This is a genomic window from Streptomyces deccanensis (assembly GCF_022385335.1).
Taxonomy (GTDB): Bacteria; Actinomycetota; Actinomycetes; order Streptomycetales; family Streptomycetaceae; genus Streptomyces; species Streptomyces deccanensis.
Window position 1 is genome coordinate 8586483 of the sequence record NZ_CP092431.1, and the last position, 16659, is coordinate 8603141.

15 protein-coding genes are annotated in these 16659 nt (G+C 70.9%); 7 read left to right on the plus strand and 8 right to left on the minus strand.

The genetic code is table 11. The annotated features are described in order from the left end of the window. Positions 1 to 2 precede the first annotated feature (2 nt). The 4 genes from L3078_RS37950 to L3078_RS37965 are packed head-to-tail and all read right to left on the minus strand — an operon-like array spanning position 3 to position 5645. Positions 3 to 863 carry a 2Fe-2S iron-sulfur cluster-binding protein gene (locus L3078_RS37950; RefSeq protein ID WP_239758592.1) on the minus strand — a complete coding sequence of 287 codons (861 nt, stop codon included), beginning with the start codon at positions 861 to 863 and terminating at the stop codon, positions 3 to 5. A gap of 37 nt (positions 864 to 900) precedes the next feature. Next, on the minus strand, positions 901 to 2733 hold the full coding sequence (locus tag L3078_RS37955; protein WP_239758593.1) for an NAD(P)H-dependent oxidoreductase subunit E: 1833 nt from the start codon (positions 2731 to 2733) through the stop codon (positions 901 to 903). 6 nt (positions 2734 to 2739) lie between these two features. After that, the gene (locus L3078_RS37960; RefSeq protein WP_239758594.1) at positions 2740 to 4677 is read right to left on the minus strand and encodes a molybdopterin oxidoreductase family protein; all 1938 of its coding nucleotides are present in this window, start codon (positions 4675 to 4677) and stop codon (positions 2740 to 2742) included. Next, entirely contained in the window at positions 4674 to 5645 is a 972-nt protein-coding gene (locus tag L3078_RS37965; RefSeq protein WP_239758595.1) for a 2-dehydropantoate 2-reductase, read from the minus strand. Before L3078_RS37965 ends, L3078_RS37960 begins: the two co-directional genes overlap by 4 nt. A 222-nt stretch (positions 5646 to 5867) precedes the next feature. Between L3078_RS37965 and L3078_RS37970 the strand changes: the two genes are divergently transcribed. Both L3078_RS37970 and L3078_RS37975 read left to right on the plus strand, forming a co-directional pair. Further along, on the plus strand, positions 5868 to 7202 hold the full coding sequence (locus L3078_RS37970; protein WP_239758596.1) for an OFA family MFS transporter: 1335 nt from the start codon (positions 5868 to 5870) through the stop codon (positions 7200 to 7202). After that, on the plus strand, positions 7168 to 7305 hold the full coding sequence (locus tag L3078_RS37975) for an MFS transporter small subunit (protein ID WP_239758599.1): 138 nt from the start codon (positions 7168 to 7170) through the stop codon (positions 7303 to 7305). Before L3078_RS37970 ends, L3078_RS37975 begins: the two co-directional genes overlap by 35 nt. Positions 7306 to 7353: 48 nt before the next feature. On the opposite strand, the gene L3078_RS37980 is transcribed toward L3078_RS37975, so the two are convergent. Both L3078_RS37980 and L3078_RS37985 read right to left on the minus strand, forming a co-directional pair. Then, positions 7354 to 8793, minus strand: coding sequence for a hypothetical protein (locus L3078_RS37980; protein ID WP_239758601.1), 1440 nt, complete (start codon positions 8791 to 8793; stop codon positions 7354 to 7356). A gap of 88 nt (positions 8794 to 8881) precedes the next feature. After that, positions 8882 to 9352, minus strand: a complete 471-nt coding sequence (locus L3078_RS37985; RefSeq protein WP_239758603.1) for a GtrA family protein — start codon at positions 9350 to 9352, stop codon at positions 8882 to 8884. A 124-nt stretch (positions 9353 to 9476) separates the two neighbouring features. Here L3078_RS37985 and L3078_RS37990 point away from each other — a divergent pair, with 124 nt between their 5' ends. Continuing rightward, the gene (locus L3078_RS37990) at positions 9477 to 10475 is read left to right on the plus strand and encodes a glycosyltransferase family 2 protein (RefSeq protein WP_338059547.1); all 999 of its coding nucleotides are present in this window, start codon (positions 9477 to 9479) and stop codon (positions 10473 to 10475) included. Positions 10476 to 10530: 55 nt separating this feature from the next. Here the strand turns inward: L3078_RS37990 and L3078_RS37995 are convergent, their stop codons facing one another. Both L3078_RS37995 and L3078_RS38000 read right to left on the minus strand, forming a co-directional pair. Then, on the minus strand, positions 10531 to 11079 hold the full coding sequence (locus L3078_RS37995) for a YciI family protein (protein WP_239758606.1): 549 nt from the start codon (positions 11077 to 11079) through the stop codon (positions 10531 to 10533). A gap of 59 nt (positions 11080 to 11138) precedes the next feature. Continuing rightward, positions 11139 to 12089, minus strand: coding sequence for a M23 family metallopeptidase (locus L3078_RS38000; RefSeq protein ID WP_239758608.1), 951 nt, complete (start codon positions 12087 to 12089; stop codon positions 11139 to 11141). 173 nt (positions 12090 to 12262) lie between these two features. Between L3078_RS38000 and L3078_RS38005 the strand changes: the two genes are divergently transcribed. From L3078_RS38005 to L3078_RS38020, 4 genes are all read left to right on the plus strand, one after another. Continuing rightward, positions 12263 to 12736 (plus strand): hypothetical protein, encoded by a 474-nt coding sequence (locus tag L3078_RS38005; protein WP_239758610.1) that lies wholly within the window; start codon positions 12263 to 12265, stop codon positions 12734 to 12736. A 166-nt stretch (positions 12737 to 12902) separates the two neighbouring features. Beyond that, the gene (locus L3078_RS38010) at positions 12903 to 13841 is read left to right on the plus strand and encodes a beta-ketoacyl-ACP synthase III (RefSeq protein WP_239758612.1); all 939 of its coding nucleotides are present in this window, start codon (positions 12903 to 12905) and stop codon (positions 13839 to 13841) included. A 169-nt stretch (positions 13842 to 14010) separates the two neighbouring features. Then, positions 14011 to 14685 carry a GntR family transcriptional regulator gene (locus L3078_RS38015; RefSeq protein ID WP_239758613.1) on the plus strand — a complete coding sequence of 225 codons (675 nt, stop codon included), beginning with the start codon at positions 14011 to 14013 and terminating at the stop codon, positions 14683 to 14685. 765 nt (positions 14686 to 15450) lie between these two features. Next, the gene (locus tag L3078_RS38020; RefSeq protein ID WP_239758615.1) at positions 15451 to 16632 is read left to right on the plus strand and encodes an ROK family transcriptional regulator; all 1182 of its coding nucleotides are present in this window, start codon (positions 15451 to 15453) and stop codon (positions 16630 to 16632) included. Positions 16633 to 16659: the final 27 nt, after the last annotated feature.

The following is a 16659-nucleotide window of genomic DNA, read 5'->3' on the forward strand; positions in this document are numbered from 1 at the left end:
TCTCAGTCCCGGTTCTGTACGTGCTGGTAGCCGAAACGGCCCTTGATGCAGAGGTTGCCGTGGGTCACCGGGTTGTCGTGCGGCGAGGTGACCTTGACGATCTCATTGTCCTGCACATGGAGGGTGAGGTTGCAGCCCACACCGCAGTACGCGCACACCGTGGTCGTCTCGGTCTGCGACGCCTCGTCCCAGGTGCCCGCCGCCCGCATGTCGAACTCCGACTTGAAGGACAGCGCGCCCGTCGGACACACCTCGATGCAGTTGCCGCAGTACACACAGGCCGAGTCGGTGAGCGGGGCGTCGTGCTCCACGGCGATCCGGGCGTCGAAACCCCGGCCCGCGACGGAGATCGCGAACGTGTTCTGCCACTGCTCCCCACAGGCGTCCACGCACTTGTAACACAGGATGCACTTGTCGTAGTCCCGGACGTAGAGCTCGTTGTCGACCCTCGGTTCCTCGTTCAGCCGGGCCGCGTCCGGGCCGAAGCGGTCCGGTTTCGCCTCGTACTCCTTGATCCACTCCGCGACCTTCGGGGTCGTCGAGAGATCGACCGACGACGCGAGGAGTTCGAGGACGACCTTGCGGCTGTGCCGGGCGCGCTCGGTGTCCGTGCGTACCTCCATCCCGGGCTCGGCCTTGCGGGAGCAGGCCGGGACGAGGGTCCTGGCGCCCTCGACCTCGACGACACAGACCCGGCAGGCGTTCTTCGGGGTCAGGGTGTCGCCCTCGCACAGGGTGGGCACGTCCTTGCCGGCGGCCCGGCAGGCGTCCAGGATCGTCGAGCCCTCGGGCGCCCGCACCGGCTCCCCGTCGAGGGTGAACTCCAGCAGACGACGCGGCACTCCCAGCGGGATCACGGTCATACGGCGGCTCCGGCAGGACGGGTTTGACGATGCGTGGTCATTCGTACGCCCCCAAGCGGTCGATCGCGGATTCCACGGCGTTCCACGCGGTCTGTCCGAGACCGCAGATGGAGGCGTCCCGCATGGCGCGGCCGACCTCCCTGAGCAGGGCGATGTCCCCGGCCGCGGCCGCCCCGGTCCGCTCGGCGATCCGGTGCAGGGCCTCCTCCTGCCGTACGGTCCCGACGCGGCACGGCACGCACTGCCCGCAGGACTCGTCGCGGAAGAACTCCGCGATCCGCAGCAGCAGCCGGGGCAGCGGGACCGTGTCGTCGAAGGCCATCACCACCCCCGAGCCCAGCGTGGTGCCCGCCTCCCGCGTCCCCTCGAAGGTGAGCGGGATGTCCAGCTCGTCGGGCCGTACGAAACCCCCGGCCGCGCCGCCGAGGAGGACGGCCCGGAGGCGGTCCCGTACCCCGGCGAGCGTCAGCAGGTCGCCGAGCGTGGCCCCGAAGGGCAGCTCGTAGATGCCGGGCCGGTCGACGCTGCCGGAGACGCAGAACAGCTTGGGTCCGGTGGAGCGGGCGGTGCCGATCGCCGCGTACGCCGGCGCGCCCATTGTCAGGATCGGCAGGACGTTGACCAGCGTCTCGACGTTGTTCTCCACCGTCGGCTTGCCGAACAGTCCCTTCTCCACCGGGAACGGCGGCTTCGAGCGCGGCTCGCCCCGGTAGCCCTCGATGGAGTTGAAGAGCGCCGTCTCCTCGCCGCAGATGTAGGCCCCGGCGCCCCGGCGGATCTCGATGTCGAAGGCGTACCCCTGTCCGAGGACGTCGTCGCCGAGCAGCCCCCGGGCCCGGCACTGCGCGAGGGCGTTCTCCAGGCGGGCGAGGGCTCGCGGGTACTCGCCGCGCAGATACAGGTAGCCCCGGTGCGCGCCGGTGGCGTACCCGGCGATCGTCATCGCCTCGACCAGGGAGAACGGGTCGCCCTCCATGAGCACCCGGTCCTTGAAGGTGCCCGGCTCGGATTCGTCGGCGTTGCAGACGAGGTAGTGCGGGTGGTCGGGCTGCGCCGCCGTGGCCTGCCACTTCCGGCCCGTGGGGAAGGCGGCGCCGCCCCGCCCGACCAGGCCCGAGTCGGTGACCTCGCGGATGACACCGGCGGGGCCGAGTTGGAAGGCCCGGCGCAGGGCGGTGTAGCCGCCGTGGGCCCGGTAGTCGTCGAGCGAGGACGGGTCGACGACGCCGACGCGGCTCAGCAGGGTCAGCGAGGGGTCCCCGGCCTGGGGCACCGCCATGGCCGCCGCCGGCTCCTCCTCCGCCGAGTCGGGCGCGCTCGCCGCGAGGACGGCCGCCTCGACGGTCGCGGGCGCCGCCACCGCCGTACGCACGGGATCCCCCGCCTTGATCGCGAGCGCGGCCGGTGCCCGCTCGCACAGCCCGAGGCAAGGGCTCCGCTGCACGCCCACCCCGCTGCCGAGGCCGAGCCGTGACTCGATCCCGGCGCACAGGTCGGATGCCCCGGCCGCCGCGCACGCCAGGTCCGTGCACACGTGCAGCACGGTCGCGGGGCGCGGCTTGACCGAGAACATGGCGTAGAAGGTGGCCACGCCGTACGCCTCCGCCGGCGGCACGGTCAGCCGTCGGCAGAGGTAGTCCAGCGCACCCTCGCTGATCCAGCCGATCCGGTCGTTGATCGCGTGCAGCCCCGGCAACAGCAGATCACGGCGCTCCCGGGCCTCCCGGCCGCCCCGTGCCCACCGCAGATCGGCGGCTCGCATCTCGTCGCGGGCCGCGCCCTCCCAGGAGGACTCCGGCGGCCCGAGCAGCGCGTCGACCGCCGCCTTCTCCTCGTCCGTCGGTTTGCTGTCACCGAAGTGCAGGTCCACTCTGTGTCACCTCACGATGGTCGCGACGGGCAGCTTCTCGATCCGGATCGCCGACGCCTTGAACTCCGCCGTCCCCGCGATCGGGCAATTGGCCTCGATCGTCAGCTGGTTGGTGTCCACCTCGTCGGGAAAGTGCATGGTCATGAAGGCGAGGCCCGGCCGCAGCCCGAGGTCGATCCAGACCGGCGCCACCACCGATCCGCGCCGCGAGGAGACCTGGACCTCCTCGCCCACCGTGACCCCGTACCGCTCGGCGTCCTCCGGGCACAGCTCGATGTACTCCCCGCGCCGCAGCGGCGAGGCGTAACCCCCGCTCTGCACACCGGTGTTGTACGAGTCGAGGCGCCGCCCGGTGGTCAGCCGGATCGGGAACTGTTCATCCGTCAGATCCACCGGCGGATCGTGCCGCACGAGCCCGAAGGGTGCGAGCCTTCCCCGCCGCGCCGGGTCCGGATCCCACAACCGGCCGTGCAGGTACGTCGGTTCGAGCCCGTCGGTGTCCGGGCAGGGCCACTGGATGCCCTGGTGCTCCTCCAGCCGCTCGTACGTCATCCCGTAGTGGTCCGGCGACACCGACCGCAGCTCGTTCCAGACGGCCTCGGCGTCGGCGTACTTCCACTCGTGCCCGAGCCGTGCGGCCAGGTCGCAGATGATGTCGATGTCCTCGCGGGCCTCCCCGGGCGGGGTGACCGCCTTGCGCACCCGCTGGACGCGCCGTTCGCTGTTGGTGGTCGTGCCGTCCGTCTCCGCCCACCCGGCGGTCGCGGGCAGCACGACATCGGCCAACTCGGCGGTCTTCGTCAGGAAGATGTCCTGCACGACGAGGAAGTCCAGCTCCTTCATCCGCCGGACGGCCTGCTCGCTGTCGGCCTCGGACTGCGCCGGGTTCTCCCCGACGCAGTACACGGCCTTCAGTGAGCCCTCCTCCATGGCCTCGAACATCTCCGTCAGGTTCAGCCCGTAGTGCGGCTGGATGACGGTGTCCCACGCCGACTCGAACTTCAGCCGGGTGCCGGGGTCGAGGATGTCCTGGAAGCCGGGCAGCCGGTTGGGGATGGCGCCCATGTCCCCGCCGCCCTGCACGTTGTTCTGGCCGCGCAGCGGCTGCAACCCGGAGGCGTAGCGGCCCACGTGCCCGGTCAGCAGCGAGAGGTTGATCAGCGCGCGGACGTTGTCGGTGCCGTTGTGGTGCTCGGTGATGCCGAGCGTCCAGCACAGCTGGGCCCGCTCGGCGCGGGCATACGCGTGCGCCAACTCCCTTATGGCGGCGGCCGGTACGCCCGTCACCTTCTCCGCGAGGGAGAGCGTCCAGGGCTCGACGAGCGCCCGGTACTCCTCGAAGCCGGTGGTGGCCCGCTCGACGAACGCCTCGTTGACGAGGCCCGCGTGGATGATCTCGCGGCCGATCGCGTGGGCCATCGGGATGTCGGTGCCGACGTTCAGTCCCAGCCAGCTCTCCGCCCACTCGGCGGTGGAGGTCCGGCGCGGGTCGACCGCGTACATCCGGGCGCCGTTCCGTATCCCCTTCAGCACGTGCTGGAAGAAGATCGGGTGCGCGAAGCGGGCGTTGGACCCCCACATCACGATGACGTCGGTGTGCTCGATCTCCTCGTAGGAGGAGGTGCCGCCGCCGGAGCCGAAGGCCGCCGACAGGCCGGCCACGCTCGGGGCGTGGCAGGTGCGGTTGCAGGAGTCGACGTTGTTGGTGCCCATGACCACGCGGGCGAACTTCTGCGCCACGTAGTTCATCTCGTTGGTGGCGCGGGCGCAGGAGAACATGCCGAACGCGCCGCGGTTGCGCTCGATGCCGCGGGCGGCCCGGTCCAGGGCCTCCTCCCAACTCGCCTGCCGGAAGGGCTCGTCGCGGGAGTCGCGGACGAGGGGGTGGGTGAGCCGGGTGTAGGTCTTCGGTTGCCGATTCTGCCGGTTCTGCCGGTTCTTCACGCGGCGCTCCTCAACGCGAGCAGGTCCGAGATGGCGTGGACGGTGCGGAGTGTGGGCACCTCGACGCCCGTGATGTCCGCCAGTTCGACGACGGCGGCAAGCAGGACGTCGAGTTCCAGCGGTTTGCCGCGCTCCAGGTCCTGGAGCGTGGAGGTGCGGTGGTCGCCGACGCGTTCCGCGCCGGCCATCCGCCGTTCGATGGAGACCCCGACCTCGCAGCCCAGGGCCTCGGCGACGGCCAGCGTCTCGGCCATCATCGTCTCGATGACCTTGCGGGTGCCGCCGTGCAGACACATCTGCCGCATGGTCGCGCGGGCCAGGGCGCTGATCGGGTTGAACGAGATGTTGCCGAGCAGCTTGATCCAGATGTCGCCCCGGATGTCGGGCTCCACCGGACACTTCAGGCCGCCGGCCGTCATCGCCTCGCTGAAGTCGAGGCAGCGCTCGGACACGCCGCGGTCGGGCTCGCCGATGGAGAACCGGGTGCCTTCCAAGTGCCGTACGACGCCCGGCCCTTCGAGCTCGGTGGCCGCGTAGACGACACAGCCGATGGCCCGCTCCGGCGCGAGCACCGCACTGACCGCGCCGCCGGGGTCCACGCTCTCGACGCGGTGGCCGTCGTGCGGGCCGCCGTGCCGGTGGAAGTACCACCAGGGGATGCCGTTCTGGGCGGCGACCACCGCCGTGGTGCCGTGCAACAGGGGCTCGATCAGCGGCCCGCACGCCGCGTACGAGTTGGCCTTGAGGCCGAGGAAAACGAAGTCGACCGGGCCGATCTCGGCCGGGTCGTCGGTGGCGTGGGCGCGGGCGGTGAAGTCCCCGCGCGGGCTGAGCACGCGCACCCCGTCCCGCCTCATGGCCGCGAGATGCGGTCCACGGGCGACGAGATGCGTGTCCGCGCCGGCGCGGTGGAGCGCGGCGCCGACATAGGCGCCGATCGCACCGGCGCCGAGAACTGCGACTTTCATGGTGAGGAAGCTCCGTTCGGTCGAGGGATACCGCGGAGATGGCGCACCGAGCTGCGCTGCCCTGGGCGCTGGGAGAATCTGTCGACGAAATATTGTCTACAGTATGGAAGTTGGGCCGACAAGGGTTCGCGCAACCGTTCGGCGCGCGGTGGATACCGTTCATCGCATACGGTCGACGTGCCGCCTTCTCAACGCCCCCGCCACTCCCTACCGTCCGGGATCATGAGTCCCCCCGTCGCACCTCCGGGCTGGAGCCGTTGGCTCGTCCCCCCGGCCGCACTCTCCGTACATCTCTCCATCGGACAGGCCTACGCCTGGAGCGTGTTCAAGCCTCCGCTCGAATCCGCCCTCGGCCTCAGCGGCACCCAGAGCGCCCTCCCCTTCCAGCTGGGCATCGTCATGCTGGGCCTGTCCGCCGCGTTCGGCGGCACCCTCGTCGAGCGCAACGGGCCGCGCTGGGCGATGACCGTGGCGCTGATCTGCTTCTCCTCCGGCTTCCTGCTCGCCTCCCTCGGCGCGGCCACCGAGCAGTACTGGCTGATCGTCTTCGGCTACGGCTTCGTCGGCGGCATCGGCCTCGGCATCGGCTACATCTCGCCCGTTTCGACCCTGATCAAGTGGTTCCCGGACCGGCCCGGCATGGCCACCGGCATCGCGATCATGGGCTTCGGCGGCGGCGCGCTGATCGCCTCACCCTGGTCCGCCCAGATGCTGGAGTCCTTCGGCGCCGACTCCTCCGGCATCGCCCTGGCCTTCCTGGTGCACGGCCTGTCGTACGCCGTGTTCATGCTGCTCGGCGTGCTGCTGGTCCGGGTGCCGCGTACCGAGCGGCCGGTCGACAGCGGACCGAGCGTCCTCGCGGGCCCACAGGTCTCGGCCCGCAACGCCATCCGCACCCCCCAGTTCTGGTGCCTGTGGGTCATCCTCTGCATGAACGTGTCCGCAGGCATCGGCATCCTGGAGAAGGCCGCCCCGATGATCACGGACTTCTTCGCCGACTCCTCCACCCCGGTCACCGTCACGGCGGCCGCCGGATTCGTCGCGCTGCTCTCCGCGGCCAACATGACCGGCCGTATCGTCTGGTCCTCCACGTCCGACCTCATCGGACGCAAGAACATCTACCGCGTCTACCTCGGCGTCGGCGCGCTGATGTATCTGCTGATCGCGCAGTTCGGCGACGCCTCCAAGCCCCTGTTCATCGTCTGCGCCCTGGTGATCCTGTCCTTCTACGGCGGGGGCTTCGCCACCATCCCCGCCTATCTGAAGGACCTCTTCGGCACCTACCAGGTCGGCGCCATCCACGGCCGACTGCTCACCGCCTGGTCCACGGCCGGTGTCCTCGGACCGCTGATCGTCAACTGGATCGCCGACCGGCAGGAGGAGGCGGGCAAGTCCGGCGCCGACCTCTACGGCACGTCCTTCTTCATCATGATCGGGCTGCTCGTGATCGGCTTCGTCGCCAACGAACTGGTCCGCCCCGTCCACCCCCGCTTCCACATCCCCGCCCCGAGGGAGGCCGCCGATGTCGTCCAGCGACAGCAGTCCGAACCCGCCTGACCGGCGCCCCCTGATCGCCTTCGCCTGGATCTGGGTGGGCGTACCGCTCGCCTACGGGCTGTACGAACTCGTACGGAAGGCCACACAGTTGTTCACCGGCTGACAGCTCCGACCACCTGTGCCGATGCCGGGGGTCCCGGCATCGGCACAGTCACGCCGGGGGCTGCTCCGCCGGGGCCGTCGGCTGATGCGCCGTCACGCCGCTGGGGACGGCGACGGCGGCGCTGTCGCGCCGGACGCCGGAGCCGGCCGTGGACCGGCCGGGCCTGGCGCGGTCCAGCCAGAGCAGGAGGAGGCCGAGCGCGCAGGCGAGCGCCGGCCAGTACACGTAGCGGTAGTTCGTCGCCGGCACGATGGGCAGATAGCCGAGCACGTACGCCACCGAGCTGATGCCCAGCGCCCGGATCGGCAGCGAGAACGTCCCCTTGCCGGGACGGACGGCGAGCACGAGCGCGACAGCGAGCCAGAACCACCCCCGGAAGAGCGGCTTCAGGTCGGTGGCCGAGCCGTTGACGTACGAGGCGAGGGTGGCCTCCAGCCGGGGGCGGGTCACGTCGATGCCGAGCTCGTTGGCGAAGACCCCCGGCTGGTACACGTAGCCCGTCTCGAAGAGCAGGGCGGTGAAGACCCGCAGCCGGTACTGGAGATAGCCGGAGACGTGTCCGCGCATCTCGCGCAGCCACAGGGAGGTGAGCTGGTCCGCGTCCCGGGACAGTCCGTCCGCCGAGCGCTGGTAGCAGGCCCAGTAGGCGTCCGACAGGGCGTCGACCCGGTCGCACTCCTCGGCGGCTGCCACCAGGCGGTCCCGCAGCTCCGGCCGGACGTCGGCCGACCGCAGTTCCTCCACGGTCAGGACGTGGACGAGGTCGTCGAGCAGGATCTGCGCGCCCTGATCCGTCTGCACCGGCCGCGCGAACAGGGAGATCGCGGCGGCGGGCACGACGACGGCAGCCACCAGCGCCGCCGTGCACGCGGCCCATGTGCGACGCCCGGGGGAGCGCCACAGCGCGAGGACGAGCAGGACGAACATCGGGATCGCGGCGAGGAAGGCGTTCTTGCGCACGAGCACGGCGTAGGAGAGGAAGAGCACGCCCAGCCAGAGCAGACCCCAGCGCATCCCCGTGGAGATGCCGCGGTCCCGCAGCAGCAACCCGACGAAGGCCACCGCGCAGGCCGCCAGCAGCGCGCACGCCGCGTGGACGTCCTTCCATACCACGCCGACGAACGTCAGCACGGGGGGAGTCAGCCCGAGGCCGAGGACGGCGAGCGAACCGGCACGGCTCGCGGTCATCTCCCAGACGCAGCGGGCGAGCACCCACAGCGCGCCCCACAGGACGACGGACTGGAGGACGGCCATGGCCGCGGGCGTGCCGGTGACGGCGATGAGCGCGCGCCACACCAGGCTCAGCACGGGCGGATGCCAGTCGGTCAGCGGCGTTCTGCCCATGGCCTGCCGGAGCTGGTCGATGCTGTCGGGACTCATGTACCCCGGGTTGAAGACGACGGCCGTGGTCAGGCAACACACCACGGCGACAGCCGTCAGCCACCAGTTCCAGTGCTTTTCGCCCCGAATGCGCACCTTTTGTCCCATGCGGCGGATGCTAACAGCGCCAACAGGGCCGTACGGGGCAGGGCGCGACGCGGGTCAGAGCGCGAGGTGGGTCAGGGCGTGACGCGGGTCAGGGCGTGACGAAGACGTAGCGCCGGTAGGTGAAGAAGCGGAACAGGGTGGCGAGGACCCAGCCGAGGACGCGGGCGGTGTTGTCGCCGGCCATCGAATCCACCCCGAGCAGCTGCCGCGAGACGAAGACCGTGCCCGCGGTGAGGGCGACACCGACCACGTTCACGAACAGGAACAGGGCCAGTTCCTGCGTCATGTTCTCGCGATGCCGCCGGCGGTAGGTCCAGTAGCGGTTCCCCACCCAGCTGAAGAGCGCCGCCGCGCCCGTCGCGACGACGGAGGCCCACACGGGGGCGGACCGCATCACCCCGCCCTCCGCGCCGCCGGGAAGGCCGAACACCAGCAGGTTGTAGCCGCCGTTGTCCACCACGAAGGCCAGCGCCCCGACGACCCCGAACTTGGCGGCCTCGCGCCAGACGCCCCGGACGGCGTCACGCACACGCAGCGCCATGGATACGAGGACCAGCACACGGCGAGAGTAACGACCCGGCGCGTCCCGACCGCCCGGACGCGCCCATAACGCATTATTTCCTATCGTCATCCGAAAATTCTGTCGTCATCCGACGCAGGGTCAGGCAGGGATCAGGTAGGGAGTGGCCGTGCAACCGACGATCGCGTGTGTCGTGCCGTGTCACAACGAGGAGGCCACCGTCGGCAAGGTCGTGCGCGACCTGAGGATGGCGCTCCCCGAGGCCGACATCTACGTGTACGACAACGCCTCGACCGACCGCACGGTGGAGGTCGCCCGTGACGCGGGCGCGATCGTCCGGGAGGAACCGCGCAAGGGCAAGGGCAACGTCATCCGGCGTGCCTTCGCCGATGTCGACGCCGACGCCCTGCTCCTCATCGACGGTGACGACACCTACGACGCCTCCCGGGCCCGCGACCTGGTCAACCTGCTCTTCGAGGGTCCCTACGACCAGGTGGTCGGCGCCCGCCGCGAGACGGTCAGCGCCGCCTACCGGATGGGGCACGCGACCGGCAACCGGCTGCTCACGGGCGCGGTGCGCTTCCTGTTCGGCAACGACGTGACCGACATGCTGAGCGGCTACCGCGTCTTCTCGCGCCGCTTCGTCAAGTCCTTCCCGGCGCTCGCCCGCCAGTTCGAGACCGAGACCGAGATGACCGTCCACGCGCTCCACCTGCGGCTCCCCACGGCCGAGGTGGAGGTGGACTACCGGGTCAGACCCGCCGGGAGCGAGAGCAAACTGCACACCTTCCGGGACGGCTGGCGCATCCTGCGGGTCATCCTCGACCTCGCCCGGCGCGAGCGGCCCTCGCTCGTCCACGCCGTGGTCGCGGGGGTCCTCGCCCTCGTCTCGGTCGTCCTCGGCATCCCCGTCATCGCCGACTTCATCCGCACGGGCACCGTGCCGCGCATCCCCACGGCGATCCTCGCCGCCGCGATCATGACGATCGCGGTGCTCGTGCTGCTCGTCGGGTACATCCTCGAGTCCCTCATGCACATGCGTCAGGAACACTCCCGGCTCGTGCACCTCGCCTACGCGGCACCGGGCCGCCCACCGCGCTACACCGGGCCCCGCCCCGGCACCCGCCCCGTGCCCGCAAGGCACACCCCGGGGCGTCGCTGACGGACCGGGGCGCGCGGCGCCGCGGTCGGACCCACGGGTCACGGGGCCCGAACCGTCAGCGGCGTCCGCCGAACTCCCAGGCGTGGACCTCGACGTCGGCGTACCGGGCGGCGGTCAGTACGGCGCGTGCCGTGGCCGGGTCCGGGGCGCGGAGCAGCACCGCCGTTCCCAGCCACGCGGCGCCGTCGTCGGACAGCAGCGGACCGTACGCGATCAGGTCGTCCCGGTCGGACGGCACGTCGACGTCGGCGGCCCGCCCCGAACCCAGGCCGAGCACCAGATACCGGTTGCCGCCGCTCGCGCCGCCGGGGAACTCCCACATGGTGCGCCCCAGTAGGTTGCGCCACCGGCGCACCAGCACGTCCCGAAACGCGCCGGCCTGGTAGTTGGGCTCGTCGAAGGCGAACGCGCGGGCGGCGGCGGCATCGGGCAGGTCGACGATGTGGACGCTGCCGGTGAGTGTCTCGCCGTCGGTGGTGAAGGTCGGACCGCGAGCGATCAGCTCCTTCTCGTACCCGTCCATGTAGGACCAGTGCGCTTCCGTCAACTCCTCGCGCAGGGGGAGGGATCCGAGCCGGTCGCGGTGGTGGCAGAAGTACTCCATGCCCCGACCCTCCCCGACATCCGTGCGGCAGCTCAACCGAGTTCAGCAACGATGAGACGTCACCTGGGGACTTCGTCGGGGTCGCAGTCGCGGATGACCCGGCCGTCGTTGTCCTTCGCCTCGTCGTTCCCCCAGCGCTGGAGGTAGTAGGCCGACACGTAGGCACGGCCCTTCCCACCGGGCGCCACCTCGTCGAGATCGGTCAGCAGCCAGTAGTGGTTGTACGAGGTGCCCACCTGTACCTTGTCCCCCCACTTCTTGCACAGGACGTAGTTGGTGCCCTTGTACAGCTTGCCCTGGGGCGCGCATGCGGGCCTGGTGTCGCCGACGCAGTCGACGGCGGCGTAACCGGGCGCGTCGGCGAAGGTGTCCACCCAGTACCGCGCGGGTTCACCGCCACCTCCGCCGCAGGCGTTGGTGCTGGTCACCTTGGGGAAGTCGCTGTCCGGTGAGAGCCGGTACTCGGTGCCCTGGATCACCGGGTGGACTATCTCGTCGTTCTCGCCGTTGTTGTCCCCGTTGGTGTCGTAGAGCTGCTCGTAGTGCAGGTGGGCCGAGGTGGTACCGACCAGGCCCAGCCGCCCGATCGTGGCCCCGGAGGCGACCTGCTGCCCGACCCGTACGTCTCTGCGGTCCATGTGCAGATAGACCGTGAACCAGCCGTTGCCGTGGTTGATCTCCAGCCCGCCCGGCTCGAAGAACTCGGTGACCGTGCCGGCCGCGGACGCGGCCACCAGGGAGCCGAGGGTGTTCCCGCCGACCCGGTACATGTCGAGCTTCTTGTCATCGGGCGCGTGGCCCCAGTACGTCTGCAGCTGCCACGTCTGCCCACAGGCGAAGGGCAGTCTGAAGTCGGGTCTGGCGGCCGGCGCGGCGGGCGCGGAGCGCGCGGCTCCCGGCGCGGCGGATGTGGCCGGCGCCGTGGCCACCAGAGTCGTCAGGACCGCGACGAGCGCGGCCAGAACCGCGGCCGCCCCCCTGCCCGGCCCTCTCCCTCGTCGGAACCGCATGTAGCCCCACCCCTCCCCGTCACCGGTCTCCGTGGTTGTCGCGTCGCCACGGTGCCCGATGCGGCGGGGAAACGGACTCCCGCACGTTCCGGATGCCCTGTCCCGCCGTCCCGCGGCTAGCTTGCGCACCGTCGGTTCACAGCCGCATCGGTCGTGACAACGGAGGAGATCACATGAGGTTGAGAAGGATCAGCAAGCGGGCGGCCGCGATGGTCGCGACGACGGTCGCCGCAGTGGCCCTGCCGCTGGCGGCGCAGGCACCGGCACAGGCGGCGTCGAACGGTACGAACGGAACGGCCGCCTGGACACCGGAGATCTACCCGCTGCTCTCGGGCGAGTCGGTGGAGCGGGATGTGTCGAGTCTCACTCGGAACATCAAGCTGGCTTATTGCGCCGCGCGCAATGGCATCGCCTGCGTCTCGGTCGGCCAAGGCGACGGCAAACACAGCATCTTCCACCTGTACAAGTGCGATACGCGGTCGCTCTCGAACTTCATCGACGCGCTCGCTGTCGTCAACCACCAGACCGGCGGGGCCCAAGTCCATTTCTGGGGGCCCAGGTACCAGACCTACATCCCGGCGGACAACTCGCGGCACGAGGTCCCGGACCACGAGACGTACGACTTCAACCGCCTCGATCTCTGCTGAGGTCACGCCGACCCGGGCACGCTGTTCATGCCGGAGCTCGTCGCGGCTCTGACAGAAGCCCACAACTCGGGCCGCGCTTTACTGTCGCCTCACCCGTCCTCGTACCCGTGGGTCACTGATCAGACTGGTGGATCCCGCTGACCACAGGCAACGAGGGGAACCACCCATGAACGGCTCGCGGATCGCCGCCGTCGGCCATTACCAGCCCGCCAAGGTCCTCACCAACGAGGACCTGGCGGGTCTGGTCGACACCAGTGACGAGTGGATCACGAGCAGAGTGGGCATCCGCACCCGGCACATCGCGGGACCCGACGAGCCGGTGGACGAGCTGGCCGGGCACGCCGCCGCCAAGGCGCTCGCCGCCGCCGGACTCGGTCCGGAGGCCGTCGACCTGGTCGTGGTCGCCACCTCCACCGCCGTCGACCGCTCCCCGAACATGGCGGCCCGCGTGGCGAACCGGCTCTCCATCCCGAACCCGGCCGCCATGGACGTCAACGTCGTCTGCGCCGGATTCACCCACGCCCTCGCCACCGCCGACCACGCCCTGCGGGCGGGCGCCGCCACCCGGGCCCTCGTCATCGGCGCCGACAAGATGTCCGAGGTCGCCGACTGGACCGACCGTACGACCTGTGTCCTCGTCGGGGACGGGGCCGGCGCCGCCGTCGTCGAGGCGGCCGAGGAGCCCGGCATCGGGCCGGTGCTGTGGGGATCGGTGCCCGAGATGGGCAACGCCGTGCGGATCGAGGGCACCCCCGCGCGCTTCGCGCAGGAGGGGCAGAGCGTCTACCGCTGGGCCACCACCAAGCTGCCGCCCCTCGCCCGCGCCGCCTGCGAGAAGGCCGGACTCACCCCGGCCGACCTCGCCGCGGTCGTCCTCCACCAGGCCAATCTGCGGATCATCGAGCCCCTCGCCGAGAAGATCGGCGCGGTGAACGCCGTCGTCGCCCGGGACGTCGTCGACTCCGGCAACACCTCGGCCGCCAGCATCCCCCTCGCCTTCTCCAAGCTCGTCGAACGCGGCGAGATCACCTCCGGCGACCCCGTGCTGCTGTTCGGCTTCGGCGGGAACCTGTCGTACGCGGGACAGGTGGTGCGCTGCCCCTGAGCAGGGAGTTCGGGGCGCGGTGCGGCGGTGTGACGAGTCCGACCCTCCATCGGGCTGGAAATTGTGGGCCGTAGACTGTAGACGAAAGCCAATCCATACTGGCCTTTGATTTTGCCTCTGGCCGACTTTCCGTTTGCAGTGCCCGGTGGCGCTCTGGAGGGGGATCGCGATGTTGTCGGCAGGACTACCGCAAGGAGCCGTGCCCAAGCTCGAACGCCCCGGTCCACTGCGCGACCGTGTCTACGAGGCCCTGCTCGAACTCATCACCACGCGCGCGCTGCGGCCCGGCCAGCACCTGGTCGAGAGCGAACTCGCCGGGCACCTCGGGGTGTCCCGGCAGCCCGTCCGCGAGGCGCTGCAGCGCCTCAACACCGAGGGGTGGGTCGATCTCAGGCCCGCCCAGGGCGCGTTCGTGCACGAGCCGACAGAGGCGGAGGCCGACCAACTCCTCACGGTCCGCACCCTGTTGGAGGCCGAAGCCGCCCGGCTCGCCGCGGCGAACGCCGGTACGGCCGGGATCACGGCACTGGAGGAGCTCTGCGCGGAGGGGGAGCGAGCCGTCGAGGCCGACGACGTCGACGCGACCGTCGCCCTCAACGCCCGCTTCCACGCCAAGGTCATGGAGCTGGCAGGCAACACGGTCCTCGCCGAACTCGCCGCCCAGGTCGACCGCCGCGTCCGCTGGTACTACACCCCCGTCGCCCGCCAACGCGGCCACCAGTCCTGGATCGAACACCGGGAGCTGATCGCCGCGATCTCCGCCCGCGACGAGACCCGCGCGACCGAGGTCATGCGCACCCACACGGAACACACGCGCAAGACGTACCACGAACGGGAAAAGTAGCCGGGGCCCACGCGAGGCCGGCCGCTGCCTGCGTCGGCCCCCCTGCCTGCGTCGGCCCCGGGGCCTGCGTCGGCCGCCCGCCCAAATCACGGGCCAGCCTTGCCCCGCGGCGCAGGCCAGCCGTCGCCCGCGCGCATGCGTCGCCTGCCCATCTACGTCGCCCGCGCGCCTGCGTCGGTCGCCGGTCTGCGTCGTCGGCGGCTCTGGCGTCGGCCGCCCGACTGCCCCCGGTGCGCGGCTGCGCGCGCCGCCTGCTGCGTGGCCTGCCCGCATGCGCCAGCTGTCGCCGCCCGGTTGCCTCGCCCGCGCGCGTGCGTCGGTCGGCGGTCTGCGTAGCCAGCGCGCCGCGTCTGGCGTCGGCCGCCCATCCACACCCGCCGCGCGCCTGCGCCCCCGCCCGCTTCGTCGCCCGCCTGCCGCCTACGCCGCCCGCCCGCCTACACCGCCCCGCCCCGCCCGCCTAGGTCGCCCCTGACGGGTCGTCGCAGGTCAGTCGGGGTCGCTGAAGTCGCGGGCGCCCGGGTGTCGTTGCTCGGTACGGGGGCTTGTCGCATGTTCGGATGCTTGTCGGGGCGCCCTGCGGGACTTGTCGTCGGGCGATGCTTTGTCCTGTGAGTGGAGAAAGTTGACGGCAATCTGTGCGCTACTTCTTCCCAGCCCCGGCGGCCGCTGCTACGTTCCCCTGCGAAAGGTCGGTCGCGATGGTGTGGCCGGAACCCGACTGACGTAGCGTCCGGTTGAGGCGGGGAGGGGCTTGTGAGACGTATGACGGCTCGACCCGCGAACGCGCACCAGGCACGGCTGCTGCGGCTGTTGCGCGACGGAGGGCCCAACTCTCGGGCCCAGCTGGGCGATCGGGTGGACCTCTCGCGGTCGAAGCTGGCCGTGGAGGTGGACCGGCTCCTGGAAACGGGACTGGTCGTGGCCGACGGGCTCGCCGCCTCCCGCGGTGGCCGCCGGTCGCACAACATCCGACTCGCTCCCCAGCTGCGCTTCCTCGGCGTCGACATCGGCGCCACCTCCATCGACGTGGCCGTCACCAACGCCGAGTTGGAGATCCTCGGGCACATCAACCAGCCGATGGACGTGCGGGAGGGCCCGGTCGCCGTCTTCGAGCAGGTGCTGTCCATGGCGGCCAAGCTGAAGGCCTCCGGGCTCGCGGAAGGGTTCGACGGCGCCGGCATCGGCGTCCCCGGACCCGTCCGCTTCCCGGAGGGCGTCCCGGTCGCCCCGCCGATCATGCCGGGCTGGGACGGCTTCCCGGTCCGCGAGGCGCTCAGCCAGGAACTCGGCTGCCCCGTCATGGTCGACAACGACGTGAACCTGATGGCGATGGGGGAGCAGCACGCGGGCGTGGCCCGTTCCGTGGGTGACTTCCTCTGCGTCAAGATCGGCACCGGCATCGGCTGCGGAATCGTCGTCGGCGGTGAGGTCCACCGCGGTACGACGGGCAGCGCCGGCGACATCGGCCACATCCTCGCCGTACCGGACGGCCGCCCCTGCGCCTGCGGCAACCGAGGCTGTCTGGAGGCCCACTTCAGCGGCGCCGCGCTCGCTCGCGACGCCAAGGAAGCGGCCCAGCAGGGACTTTCGGTGGAACTCGCCTCGCGTCTGGACACCAACGGCACCCTGACCGCCGTCGACGTGGCCGCCGCGGCCGCCGCCGGCGACGCCACCGCGCTCGACCTCATACGCGAGGGCGGCAACCGCACCGGCCAGGTCATCGCCGGACTCGTCAGCTTCTTCAACCCCGGCCTGGTGGTGATCGGCGGCGGGGTGACCGGCCTCGGCCACACCCTGCTCGCCGCCATCCGCACCCAGGTCTACCGTCAGTCACTGCCCCTCGCGACGAACAATCTGCCCATCGTGCTGGGGGAGTTGGGGCCCACCGCCGGAGTCATCGGCGCCGCCCGTCTCATCAGCGACCACCTGTTCTCACCCGCGTGAGCCCTCTTCCGTTCGCACACGCCTAGG

What these genes read in the sequence shown, in the direction of transcription:
- L3078_RS38000 (WP_239758608.1), bottom strand. Translation starts at nt 12,089, where the DNA reads ATGCGGTTCCGACGAGGGAGAGGGCCGGGCAGGGGGGCGGCCGCGGTT.
- L3078_RS37980 (WP_239758601.1), bottom strand. Translation starts at nt 8,793, where the DNA reads ATGGGACAAAAGGTGCGCATTCGGGGCGAAAAGCACTGGAACTGGTGG.
- L3078_RS38020 (WP_239758615.1), top strand. Translation starts at nt 15,451, where the DNA reads ATGACGGCTCGACCCGCGAACGCGCACCAGGCACGGCTGCTGCGGCTG.
- L3078_RS38010 (WP_239758612.1), top strand. Translation starts at nt 12,903, where the DNA reads ATGAACGGCTCGCGGATCGCCGCCGTCGGCCATTACCAGCCCGCCAAG.
- L3078_RS37975 (WP_239758599.1), top strand. Translation starts at nt 7,168, where the DNA reads ATGTCGTCCAGCGACAGCAGTCCGAACCCGCCTGACCGGCGCCCCCTG.
- L3078_RS38015 (WP_239758613.1), top strand. Translation starts at nt 14,011, where the DNA reads ATGTTGTCGGCAGGACTACCGCAAGGAGCCGTGCCCAAGCTCGAACGC.
- L3078_RS37950 (WP_239758592.1), bottom strand. Translation starts at nt 863, where the DNA reads ATGACCGTGATCCCGCTGGGAGTGCCGCGTCGTCTGCTGGAGTTCACC.
- L3078_RS37970 (WP_239758596.1), top strand. Translation starts at nt 5,868, where the DNA reads ATGAGTCCCCCCGTCGCACCTCCGGGCTGGAGCCGTTGGCTCGTCCCC.
- L3078_RS37965 (WP_239758595.1), bottom strand. Translation starts at nt 5,645, where the DNA reads ATGAAAGTCGCAGTTCTCGGCGCCGGTGCGATCGGCGCCTATGTCGGC.
- L3078_RS38005 (WP_239758610.1), top strand. Translation starts at nt 12,263, where the DNA reads ATGAGGTTGAGAAGGATCAGCAAGCGGGCGGCCGCGATGGTCGCGACG.
- L3078_RS37995 (WP_239758606.1), bottom strand. Translation starts at nt 11,079, where the DNA reads ATGGAGTACTTCTGCCACCACCGCGACCGGCTCGGATCCCTCCCCCTG.